Consider the following 12,263-nt stretch of genomic DNA (forward strand, 5'->3'; position numbering starts at 1 on the left):
TGACCGCTTGGCAATCGCGGCGAAATGAGCACCATGGTGAGCAGCGACACCGATCGCGACACGGACGCCGACACGGACGCCGACGCGGTCGAGACCGAGACGACCGGGCGGTCGTCGCGCCGGACCCGGTTCGGCTTCGGCGACCCGCTGGCCCGCTCGACGACGTTCCTGGCGATCGCGGTCGTGCTCGTCGTGGCGGCCCTGGCCGCCGCCGTGATCTTCGCGGTGCAGTGGTTCGGCGCGCCGGGCGGCGAGGACGTGGAGTTCAGCCAGCAGCGCGACGAGGTGGCCCGGGTCGCCGAGAACACGATCATCACGCTGAACACGATCGACTACAAGCAGATCGACAAGTCGTTCAACGACATCGTGAACACGATGACGGCCGAGGCGCAGAAGGACTTCACCTCGCACAAGGACGACTGGAAGTCGCTGCTGGTCAAGAACAAGATCGTCTCCACGGCCAAGGTCGCGGTGGACAACGGTCGCAAGGCCATCGCGGTCGAGGACCTCAACACCCACGACGGCACCGCGTCGGTGATGGTCGTGGTGAACCTGACGGTCACGCCGGACGGGCAGAAGCCCACCAACCCGCGGGAGCGCTACATCCTGCACATGAACCGGACCCCGGACGGCTGGAAGACCAGCAGCTTCGACCCGGTGACCGTGTACCCAGCGGACCAGTGAGAGGAAGCGACGTGCCCCCGTCCCGCCGCCGCCCCACCCCGCAGCCGCAGCCGCCGCAAGGCCGCCGCCCGCGGGTGGCCGGCCTGCGCCGTCCCGCCGCTCCCGCCCCGACGGAGACGGCCGAGACGGAGACGATCGAGACGACCGAGGGCTTCAAGCCGACCCGCGGCTTCGCCCGGCACGCCGAGAAGACCCCGATCGCCGAGCCCGCCGACCCCGTCGAGCCGGACGAGGCCGTCGAAGACGTCGCGGACGAAGACGAGGTCGCGGAGGTCGACGCCGACGCCAGCACGGTCGAGGAAGCCGAGCCGGCCGTCGAGGACGAAGACGACGAAGACGACGACGAAGACGACGAAGACGACGAAGACGACGAAGACGACGAAGACGACGAAGAAGACGAGAAGCCGGCCGCGGTCGTCGCCGAGCGCAAGGCCCGTCCATCGGGCAAGCGCCGCGCCGCCGGGCTGCGCGCCCCCACGGCCAAGGCCGACCTGGCCAAGGCCGAGCGCCGCACCCGCGGCGGCAGCACGAATGGTGGCGGCGGCAAGGGCGGCAAGCGCCCGGGGCGGGCCGCGGTCAAGCTCAGCGCCGACGAGCGCACCGCACGCGGGCGCAGCAGCATGGCGCTGGTGCTGGTCGTGGTCGCGCTGGTGCTCGCGGGACTCGCCGTCTGGTTCCGGATCGAGGCCGTGAACGCCGGTGACGCCGCCGACACCGGCAACACCGCGCTCACCGACACCGGCGCGACCAGCCAGCTCATCGGGGAACTGCGCCCGCCCATCGAGGCGATCTTCTCCCTGGACTACCAGCACCTGGACAAGACCTCGCAGGCCGCTGCGGCCAACCTCACCGGGACCGCGCTCAAGCAGTACAACCAGCTCTTCGGCGTGGTCCGGGACAACGCCGCCAAGCAGAAGCTCGTGTCGACGTTCAAGATCCGCGAGATCTCCGTCATGTCGCTGCGCGGCGACAACGCCGAGGTGCTGGTCTTCGCCGACCAGACGAGCAACAAGCCGTGCGATCCGCGCGACGACAAAGTGCGCACATGCGGTGCTGCCATCGGGGTGCCCGCGCAGCGGGTCGACGGTCACTGGAAGATCGCCGGATTCGACATGTTCAACGGCAACCCGGTGGGCTGAGAGCCGGTAAATCCGCAGGTCGAGACCCAACCGCGGGGCTGTATCGTTGCTCCGCTCGGGGTCATATCCGCGTGGCATCTTGACTCTGAGCGCTGCCAGGGTCACGCTGTCTGCGAGCACCAGGACCAGGCCGGGTCCGGGCAGTTGTTCGCGGGAGGACGCTGCCTGTCGACAGAGGCCGAGTTTGGGTCTAGACTGGCTCTTTGCGCTGCCCACTTTCTGCATGCCCTTGGCCGGGAGCTAGGATGCTGGGCACCACGGCACCCTTGACAGTTGCGTCAGCTAGTTGCTAACGCGGCTGCTCAGCAAAGCACATAGTCCCTGGAAGGACGCATCTTGGCAGTCTCCCGCGCGACCCAGGCCACTGCTGCGACCAACTCCACAGAGTCATCCGGTATCCCCGGAGCCCCGCTGCGAGTCTCCTTCGCGAAGATTCGCGAGCCTCTCTCCACGCCCAACCTGCTCGACCTCCAGATCCAGTCGTTCCAGTGGTTCACCGGAGCTGAGGAGTGGTTCCAGCGTCGTGTCGACGCGGGCGACGAGAACCCGGTCGGCGGCCTGGAAGAGGTCCTCAACGAGATCTCCCCGATCGAGGACTTCTCGGGTTCGATGTCCCTGTCCTTCTCCGACCCGCGCTTCGACGAGGTCAAGGCGACCGTCGAGGAGTGCAAGGACAAGGACATGACGTACGCGGCCCCGCTGTTCGTCACGGCCGAGTTCACCAACCACACCACCGGCGAGATCAAGAGCCAGACGGTGTTCATGGGTGACTTCCCCGTGATGACCAACAAGGGCACGTTCATCATCAACGGCACCGAGCGTGTCGTCGTGTCCCAGCTGGTCCGCTCGCCCGGCGTCTACTACGACTCGGCGATCGACAAGACCACCGACAAGGACGTCTACAACGTCCGCATCATCCCCAGCCGCGGTGCGTGGCTGGAGTTCGACGTGGACAAGCGCGACACCGTCGGCGTGCGCATCGACCGCAAGCGCCGCCAGCCGGTCACCGTGCTGCTGAAGGCCCTGGGCTGGACCACCGAGGCGATCCGCGAGCGGTTCTCCTTCTCCGAGACGCTGCTCGCGACCCTGGAGAAGGACCACACGGCGGGCACCGACGAGGCGCTGCTCGACATCTACCGCAAGCTGCGCCCGGGCGAGCCGCCGACCAAGGAGTCCGCGCAGACGCTGCTCGAGAACCTGTTCTTCAAGGACAAGCGCTACGACCTGGCCAAGGTCGGCCGCTACAAGGCCAACAAGAAGCTGGGCCTGGCCATCCCGCAGGACACCGGCGTGCTCACCGAGGACGACATCGTCGCCACGATCGAGTACCTGGTCCGCCTGCACGCCGGCGAGACGACCATGCCCGCGCAGGACCCCAACCGCGTGGACGTGCCGGTCGAGGTCGACGACATCGACCACTTCGGCAACCGGCGCATCCGCACCGTGGGCGAGCTGATCCAGAACCAGATCCGGGTCGGCCTCTCCCGCATGGAGCGCGTGGTCCGCGAGCGCATGACCACCCAGGACGTCGAGGCGATCACGCCGCAGACCCTGATCAACATCCGCCCCGTGGTGGCCGCGATCAAGGAGTTCTTCGGCACCTCGCAGCTGTCCCAGTTCATGGACCAGACCAACCCCATCGCGGGCCTGACGCACAAGCGTCGCCTCAACGCGCTGGGCCCCGGTGGTCTGTCCCGTGAGCGGGCCGGCATGGAGGTCCGTGACGTCCACCCCTCGCACTACGGGCGCATGTGTCCCATCGAGACCCCGGAAGGCCCGAACATCGGTCTGATCGGGTCGCTGTCGACCTACGCCAGGGTGAACCCGTTCGGCTTCATCGAAACGCCCTACCGCAAGATCGTCGACGGCCGGGTCACCGACCAGATCGACTACCTGACCGCGGACGAAGAGGACCGCTTCGTCAAGGCGCAGGCCAACGAGCCGCTGGACGCCGAGGGCCACTTCGTCAACGACAAGGTCATGGTCCGCAAGAAGGGCGGCGAGGTCGAGCTGATCGACCCGACCGACGTCGACTACATGGACGTCTCGCCGCGCCAGATGGTGTCGGTCGCGACGGCCATGGTGCCCTTCCTCGAGCACGACGCCGCGAACCGCGCCCTGATGGGTGCGAACATGCAGCGCCAGGCCGTGCCGCTGCTGCGCAGCGACTCGCCGCTCGTGGGCACCGGCATGGAGCTGCGTGCCGCGGTCGACGCCGGTGACGTGGTCGTGGCCGAGAAGGCCGGCGTGGTCGAGGAGCTGTCCGCGGACTTCATCACGGTGATGGCCGACGACGGCAGCCGCCGCACCTACGCGCTGCACAAGTTCCGCCGCTCGAACCAGGGCACCTGCATCAACCAGAAGCCCATCGTCGGCGAAGGCGACCGGGTCGAGGTCGGCCAGGTCATCGCGGACGGGCCGTGCACCGAGAACGGTGAGATGGCGCTCGGCAAGAACCTGCTGGTCGCGATCATGCCGTGGGAGGGCCACAACTACGAGGACGCGATCATCCTGAGCCAGCGCCTGGTGCAGGACGACGTGCTCACCTCGATCCACATCGAGGAGCACGAGATCGACGCCCGCGACACCAAGCTGGGTGCCGAGGAGATCACGCGGGACATCCCGAACGTCTCCGAGGAGGTGCTCGCCGACCTCGACGAGCGCGGCATCATCCGGATCGGTGCCGAGGTCCAGGCCGGCGACATCCTGGTCGGCAAGGTCACGCCGAAGGGCGAGACCGAGCTGACCCCGGAGGAGCGGCTGCTGCGCGCGATCTTCGGTGAGAAGGCCCGCGAGGTGCGCGACACCTCGCTGAAGGTCCCGCACGGCGAGACCGGCAAGGTCATCGGCATCCGCGTGTTCTCCCGCGAGGACGAGGACGAGCTGCCCCCTGGCGTGAACGAGCTGGTCCGCGTCTACGTGGCGCAGAAGCGCAAGATCCAGGACGGCGACAAGCTGGCCGGCCGCCACGGCAACAAGGGCGTCATCGGCAAGATCCTGCCCGCCGAGGACATGCCGTTCCTGCCGGACGGCACCCCGGTCGACGTCGTGCTGAACACCCACGGTGTGCCGCGTCGTATGAACATCGGCCAGATCCTGGAGACCCACCTCGGGTGGGTGGCCAAGCAGGGCTGGAAGATCGAGGGCGACCCGGACTGGGCGAAGAACCTGCCGGAGGACCTCTACGACGTCGCGCCGGGCACCAAGACGGCGACGCCGGTGTTCGACGGCGCCAAGGAGGACGAGCTCACCGGTCTGCTCGGGGCCACGGTCCCGAACCGCGACGGCGAGCGGATGGTCGGTGAGGACGGCAAGGCGACGCTCTTCGACGGGCGCTCCGGCGAGCCGTTCCCGTACCCGGTGTCGGTCGGCTACATGTACATCCTGAAGCTGCTGCACCTGGTCGACGACAAGATCCACGCCCGTTCGACCGGCCCGTACTCGATGATCACCCAGCAGCCGCTCGGTGGTAAGGCGCAGTTCGGTGGCCAGCGCTTCGGTGAGATGGAGTGCTGGGCCATGCAGGCCTACGGCGCCGCGTACACGCTGCAGGAGCTCCTGACGATCAAGTCCGACGACGTGCTCGGCCGCGTGAAGGTCTACGAGGCCATCGTCAAGGGCGAGAACATCCCGGAGCCGGGCATCCCCGAGTCGTTCAAGGTGCTGCTCAAGGAGCTGCAGTCGCTGTGCCTCAACGTCGAGGTGCTCTCCAGCGACGGTGCGGCCATCGAGATGCGCGACGGCGACGACGAGGACCTGGAGCGCGCTGCCGCGAACCTGGGCATCAACCTCTCCAGCCGTCCCGGCTCGGACTCGTTGTCCGTGGACGACGTCGTCAACTGACACCTCGCCGGCTGGTGGGCGGTCGGAAACCGCCCACCAGCCAAAGGCCTGATCCAAACCCCGTGCAGTAACAAAGAAGGGGAGAAGAGAAGACGTGTTGGACGTCAACTTCTTCGACGAGCTCCGCATCGGCCTGGCCACCGCCGACGACATCCGCCAGTGGTCCTACGGCGAGGTGAAGAAGCCCGAAACGATCAACTACCGCACGCTCAAGCCCGAGAAGGACGGCTTGTTCTGCGAGAAGATCTTCGGTCCCACCCGGGACTGGGAGTGCTACTGCGGCAAGTACAAGCGCGTCCGCTTCAAGGGCATCATCTGTGAGCGCTGCGGCGTCGAGGTGACCCGCGCCAAGGTGCGCCGCGAGCGGATGGGCCACATCGAGCTGGCCGCCCCGGTCACCCACATCTGGTACTTCAAGGGCGTCCCGTCCCGGTTGGGCTACCTGCTCGACCTGGCCCCCAAGGACCTCGAGAAGATCATCTACTTCGCGGCCTACGTGATCACCGCCGTGAACACGGAGCTGCGGCACAACGACCTGCCCACGCTCGAGAGCGAGATGAGCGTCGAGCGGCGTGGTGTCGAGGCCAAGCGGGACGCCGACATCGAGGCGCGCGCCCAGAAGCTCGAGGCCGACCTCAAGCAGCTGGAGGAAGAGGGCGCCAAGTCCGACGTCCGGCGCAAGGTCAAGGAGGGCGGCGAGCGCGAGATGCGCCAGCTCCGCGACCGGGCCCAGCGCGAGCTGGACCGGCTCGAGGAGATCTGGAGCACCTTCACCAAGCTCGACGTCAAGCAGCTCATCGCCGACGAGCAGCTCTACCGCGAGCTGATCGACCGCTACGGCGAGTACTTCACCGGCTCGATGGGTGCCGAGGCGATCCAGTCGCTGGCGCGCGACTTCGACGTGGACGCCGAGGCCGCCAACCTGCGCGACACCATCCGCAACGGCAAGGGCCAGAAGAAGCTGCGTGCGCTCAAGCGCCTCAAGGTCGTCGCGGCGTTCCAGTCCACCCGCAACTCGCCCATGGGCATGGTGCTGGACTGCATCCCGGTCATCCCGCCGGACCTGCGCCCGATGGTGCAGCTCGACGGTGGCCGCTTCGCCACGTCCGACCTGAACGACCTGTACCGCCGCGTGATCAACCGCAACAACCGCCTCAAGCGGCTGATCGACCTCGGCGCGCCCGAGATCATCGTCAACAACGAGAAGCGGATGCTGCAGGAGGCCGTCGACGCGCTGTTCGACAACGGCCGCCGTGGCCGCCCGGTCACCGGGCCCGGCAACCGCCCGCTCAAGTCGCTGTCCGACCTGCTCAAGGGCAAGCAGGGCCGGTTCCGCCAGAACCTGCTCGGCAAGCGCGTCGACTACTCCGGCCGTTCGGTCATCGTGGTCGGCCCGCAGCTCAAGCTGCACCAGTGCGGCCTGCCCAAGGCGATGGCGCTCGAGCTGTTCAAGCCGTTCGTGATGAAGCGGCTCGTGGACCTCAACCACGCGCAGAACATCAAGTCCGCCAAGCGGATGGTCGAGCGTGCGCGCCCGGCCGTGTGGGACGTGCTGGAAGAGGTCATCACCGAGCACCCGGTGCTGCTCAACCGCGCACCGACGCTGCACCGCCTCGGCATCCAGGCCTTCGAGCCGCAGCTGGTCGAGGGCAAGGCCATCCAGCTGCACCCGCTGGTGTGCGAGGCGTTCAACGCCGACTTCGACGGTGACCAGATGGCGGTGCACGTGCCGCTGTCGGCCGAGGCCCAGGCCGAGGCCCGGATCCTGATGCTGTCGTCGAACAACATCCTCTCGCCCGCGTCGGGCCGTCCGCTGGCCATGCCGCGTCTGGACATGGTCACGGGTCTGTACTACCTGACGAAGCTGAACGAGAAGGGTGTCGGCGCCGGCCGGGCCTACTCCTCGCCCGCCGAGGCGATCATGGCCTTCGACCGCAAGGCGCTGGACCTGCAGGCGCCGGTCAAGATCCGGCTCACCGACCGCACGCCGCCGCGCGGCAAGGAGCCCGAGGGCTGGGAGCCCGGTCAGCCGTGGCTGGCCGAGACCACCCTGGGCCGGGTCATCTTCAACGACCTGCTGCCCGCGGACTACCCGTTCGTCGACGAGCCGATGCCGAAGAAGCGGCAGGCGGCCATCGTCAACGACCTCGCCGAGCGGTACCCGATGGTCACCGTGGCGCAGACCCTGGACCGGTTGAAGGACTCCGGTTTCTACTGGGCGACGCGTTCCGGCGTGACCGTGGCCATCTCCGACGTCGTCGTGCCGCCGCGCAAGGCGGAGATCCTCGACGAGTACGAGAAGAAGGCCGACGCGGTCGAGAAGCGCTACCAGCGCGGTCAGCTGTCCCACACCGAGCGCAACAACGAGCTCGTCAAGGTGTGGAGCTACGCCACCGAGGAAGTCGCCCAGGCGATGGAGGACTACTTCCCCGAGGACAACCCGATCCCCACGATCGTGAAGTCCGGCGCGGCGGGCAACATGACCCAGATCCGCCAGCTCGCGGGCATGAACGGCCTGGTGACGAACCCGAAGGGTGAGTTCATCCCGCGGCCGATCAAGTCGAACTTCCGCGAGGGCCTGTCGGTTCTCGAGTACTTCATCGCCACGCACGGTGCCCGCAAGGGTCTGGCCGACACCGCGATGCGCACCGCCGACTCGGGTTACCTGACCCGTCGTCTGGTGGACGTGTCGCAGGACGTCATCGTCCGCGAGGTCGACTGCGGCACCACGCGCGGCATCATGATGAAGGTCGGCGAGGCCGGCCCGAACGGCGTCACCCGGGCCCAGCACGTGGAGACCAGCGTCTACGCGCGCACCCTCTCCACCGAGGTCACCGACGCCGAGGGCAACCTGCTGCTCAACCGCGGCGACGACCTGGGCGACCCGGCGATCGAGAAGCTGATCGGCGGCGGTGTCACCGAGGTCAAGGTCCGCTCCGTGCTGACCTGTGAGTCCGCGGTCGGCGTGTGCGCCACCTGCTACGGCCGCTCGATGGCGACCGGTCAGCTGGTGGACGTGGGCGAGGCAGTCGGCATCGTGGCCGCGCAGTCCATCGGTGAGCCGGGTACGCAGCTGACCATGCGCACCTTCCACCAGGGTGGTGTGGCCGGTGCGGACGACATCACCAACGGTCTGCCGCGTGTGCAGGAGCTGTTCGAGGCCCGCGTGCCGAAGGGCAAGGCGCCGATCGCCGAGGTCGACGGCCGCATCCGCATCGAGGACGGCGACCGCTTCTGGAAGATCACGCTGATCCCGGACGACGGCAGCGACGAGATCGTCTTCGACAAGCTGTCGAAGCGCCAGCGTCTCGCGGTGCTGCCGACCGGCCCGCTGGCCGACGGCGACCACGTGACCGTCGGGCAGCAGCTGCTCGAGGGCACGCCGGACCCGCACGAGGTGTTGCGCGTCATGGGTCCGCGCGAGGCGCAGATGCACCTGGTGGACGAGGTCCAGAAGGTGTACCGGGCGCAGGGTGTGTCCATCCACGACAAGCACATCGAGGTGATCGTCCGGCAGATGCTGCGCCGGGTCACGATCATCGACTCGGGCGCGACGGACTTCCTGCCCGGCTCCCTGCCGGAGCGGTCGGACTTCGAGTCGCGGAACCGGACCGTCGTCGCCGAAGGCGGCGAGCCGGCTTCGGGTCGCCCGGTGCTGATGGGCATCACGAAGGCGTCGCTGGCCACCGAGTCGTGGTTGTCGGCAGCGTCGTTCCAGGAGACCACCAGGGTTCTGACCGATGCGGCGATCAACGGCCGCAGCGACAGCCTGGTCGGCCTCAAGGAGAACGTGATCATCGGCAAGCTGATCCCCGCCGGGACCGGCATCAACAAGTACCGCAACATCCAGGTCCAGCCGACCGAAGAGGCACGAGTGGCGGCCTACGCCATCCCGTCCTACGACGACGGCTACTACACGCCTGACGTGTTCGGCACGGGCACCGGCGCAGCCGTGCCCCTGGACGACTACGACTTCGGCCGCGACTACCGCTGAAGTAGCTAGGTCCAACCGGGAGCCCCCGATCCGCAAGGGTCGGGGGCTCCCGCCTTTGTCGGTGGTTTGTGCGACACTGTGTGACGACATGAGGAGTTTCCCGTGACCGCAGTGCCTGAGCCCGACGCACCGATCGAGACCAGCTACAAGTTCCCTGCGCGGTTACTGACCGTCGCTGAGTACCAGCAGCTCGGCGAGATCGAGGTCGGTTACACGGAGTTGCAGGAAGGTCACGTCCTCTTGTCGCCGAGCCCCGTTCCTGACCACAACACAGCCATGTTCGAGCTGGGCTTTCAGCTTCGTGGTCAGGTCCCTGCACAGTTCGAGGTCATTCTGGACATAGATGTGGACCTCGAGTTGGACGAGCCGGATCAGCCGGGCTTCTCCCGCCAGCCGGATCTCGTGATCGCTGATCGTGCCGGCCGGGTCCGTGTGCGAGCCGAGGGCGGGATGCTGCGGGCTTCCGAGGTGCTGATCGCGGTCGAGATCGTGTCACCAGGCTCCAAACGGACCGACTACGTGATCAAGCGTGGCGAGTATGCGGATGCCGGCATTCCGCATTACTGGATCCTGGACCTCGACGAGCCGGTGTCCCTTGTGGACTGCCACCTGGCCGAGGGCTTCGGCTACCAGGACGCCGGTGGCGTGACCGGAACCTTCGAAACGACGGTGCCGTTCCCGCTGCGCGTGGAGCTCGACAAGCTGTTCTGAGCCGCCCCGTACGATCCCCGCGTGGATCTCGTCTGGCGGCCGACTCGGCGCACGTTCGCAGCAGCCGGCCTCTGGGCCGCGGTGGCCGTCCTGTCCGCCATCGCCATGGGCACGCTCGACCTCACCGCCGCCGCCTACCCGCTGACCGTCGCCGTCCTCCTCACGGCCTACAACCTGCTCCTGGCCACGCGGGGCTGCACCGAGTTCACCGAAGACGGCGTGCACAACACGATCCTGCGCACGGCCACGACCCACTGGGACGAGATCGACCGCATTCACGTCATCCGCGGCGCGGGTGGCGCGTCGCTCCAGCTCGTCGCCGACCGCAGGCGGGTCCGCCTCGCCGCCCCGCGCACCGGGCTCATCGCCCGCGACCCGGACTTCGAAGCGCACCTCGAAGAACTCCGAGAAGTCCACGAGGTCAAGGAAACCCGCATCCCCGGCTGGCTGAGCGCGGTCGCCGCGGCCGTCGCCGTCGCCCTGCTCGTCGCCGCCGCGGCCGTGCTCGACCGCCCGTGGCTCAGCGACTGGTGGCCGGGCACCCCCGTGGCGGCCACGACGCCGGATCCGTGCACCGCGCTGGACCGGCCGACCCTCGACCGCGCGCTCACCGAGCACCACGACGCGGGGAAGCCGACCGACGCCTTCTTCGGCGACGGCTGCCAATGGCAACGCCTGGGCGACCTCGGCTGGGACCTCGTCGTCAGCTACGACCGGTTCACCCGCACCGCGAAGGGCACCGGGGCCGACGCGGCCGCCGACGCCTTCAGCCTCTTCACCGACCACGACGGCCGCCGCCCGGTCGCGGGGCTCGGCGACGAGACCTACACGTGGACCAGTGGCGCGATCACGAGCGTGCTCGTGCGCAAGGCCAACGTGATCGTCGAGGTCGAGTACAACGGCGACCCGGCGATCGCCGTGGAGCTGGCACGCATCGCCTCGGCGGCGGTCGCTGTCGAGTAAAGAGAGCAACGGCGTGCGGGCGAACGGCCGCAATCCGTGCCCAGGCGTTGACCTTCCGTCCGATCTTGGCCAATCTTCGATCCACTTTGTGAGGGTTTTTCGGAGGTTGCCCGTGAAGTCCCGTTTGCTGGCATTCGTGTTCGCGGCGACAGCCGCCTTCGCTCTCGTCACCGGGTCGGCCTCGGCCGATCCACTGACCCCGGGCGGGCCGACCCCGGTCCCCGCCCCCATCGCCGCACCGACGGCATCCCCGAACTCGACGGCGGCGACACCGGCGCTGGCCGACGGCTGTTACACCTGGGGCCGGGTCCTCTCCGAGGGCACGACCGGTGAGGACGTCCGTCAGTTGCAGATCCGGGTCAGCGGCTACCCCGGGTACGGCGCGTCGATCGCCCTCGACGGCCAGTTCGGCCCGGCCACCAAGGCCGCGGTGATCCGCTTCCAGCAGGCGTACGGGCTCACCGCCGATGGCATCGCCGGCGCGCAGACCTTCAACAAGATCTACGCGCTGCAGGACGACGACTGCACGCCGGTCAACTTCAGCTACGCCGAGCTGAACCACTGCAACACCACCTGGGCCGGCGGTCCGCTCTCCGCGGCGGCGGCCAAGGCCAACGCGCTCGTGGTGATGTGGCAGCTGCAGGCGTTGCGCCACGCGCTCGGCGACCGCCCGATCGGCGTCAACAGCGGCTTCCGCAGCTACAGCTGCAACAGCGCGGCGGGCGGGTCCTCGACCAGCCGCCACCTGTACGGCGACGCGGCCGACCTCGCCGCGGGCACGATCGGGTTCTGCAACCTGGCCAAGGAGGCCCGCTACCACGGGTTCGAGGAGATCCTCGGCCCCGGCTACCCGGACCACAGCGACCACACCCACGTCGCGAACAAGTCGTCGCGGTTCTGGTCGGCGTCGCAGTGCGGGATCTGAGCGA

The 12,263-nt window shown here is 68.2% G+C and carries 7 protein-coding genes; all 7 read left to right on the plus strand.

All coding sequences use genetic code 11. The annotated features are described in order from the left end of the window. Positions 1-33: 33 nt before the first annotated feature. The 7 genes from EV186_RS08335 to EV186_RS08365 all read left to right on the plus strand — a co-directional run bounded on the left by EV186_RS08335 (position 34) and on the right by EV186_RS08365 (position 12,259). Positions 34-684 (plus strand): hypothetical protein, encoded by a 651-nt coding sequence (locus EV186_RS08335; RefSeq protein ID WP_133848415.1) that lies wholly within the window; start codon positions 34-36, stop codon positions 682-684. Positions 685-695: 11 nt separating this feature from the next. After that, positions 696-1,823, plus strand: coding sequence for a hypothetical protein (locus tag EV186_RS38800; protein ID WP_166658962.1), 1,128 nt, complete (start codon positions 696-698; stop codon positions 1,821-1,823). A gap of 336 nt (positions 1,824-2,159) precedes the next feature. Further along, positions 2,160-5,666 (plus strand): DNA-directed RNA polymerase subunit beta, encoded by a 3,507-nt coding sequence (gene rpoB / locus EV186_RS08345; protein ID WP_133848416.1) that lies wholly within the window; start codon positions 2,160-2,162, stop codon positions 5,664-5,666. Positions 5,667-5,760: 94 nt separating this feature from the next. Further along, positions 5,761-9,660 carry a DNA-directed RNA polymerase subunit beta' gene (locus EV186_RS08350; protein ID WP_133848417.1) on the plus strand — a complete coding sequence of 1,300 codons (3,900 nt, stop codon included), beginning with the start codon at positions 5,761-5,763 and terminating at the stop codon, positions 9,658-9,660. Positions 9,661-9,771: 111 nt separating this feature from the next. Further along, on the plus strand, positions 9,772-10,371 hold the full coding sequence (locus EV186_RS08355; RefSeq protein ID WP_243753881.1) for a Uma2 family endonuclease: 600 nt from the start codon (positions 9,772-9,774) through the stop codon (positions 10,369-10,371). 21 nt (positions 10,372-10,392) lie between these two features. Then, positions 10,393-11,334, plus strand: a complete 942-nt coding sequence (locus tag EV186_RS08360) for a hypothetical protein (protein ID WP_133848419.1) — start codon at positions 10,393-10,395, stop codon at positions 11,332-11,334. A gap of 229 nt (positions 11,335-11,563) precedes the next feature. Further along, positions 11,564-12,259 carry a M15 family metallopeptidase gene (locus EV186_RS08365; RefSeq protein ID WP_243753938.1) on the plus strand — a complete coding sequence of 232 codons (696 nt, stop codon included), beginning with the start codon at positions 11,564-11,566 and terminating at the stop codon, positions 12,257-12,259. Positions 12,260-12,263: the final 4 nt, after the last annotated feature.

Origin of the sequence: Labedaea rhizosphaerae (genome assembly GCF_004362825.1) — a bacterium.
Taxonomy (GTDB): Bacteria; Actinomycetota; Actinomycetes; order Mycobacteriales; family Pseudonocardiaceae; genus Labedaea; species Labedaea rhizosphaerae.

Bases quoted from the DNA above. Each gene is read 5' to 3' on its own strand.
- EV186_RS08335 (WP_133848415.1), top strand. From the start codon at position 34: ATGGTGAGCAGCGACACCGATCGCGACACGGACGCCGACACGGACGCC.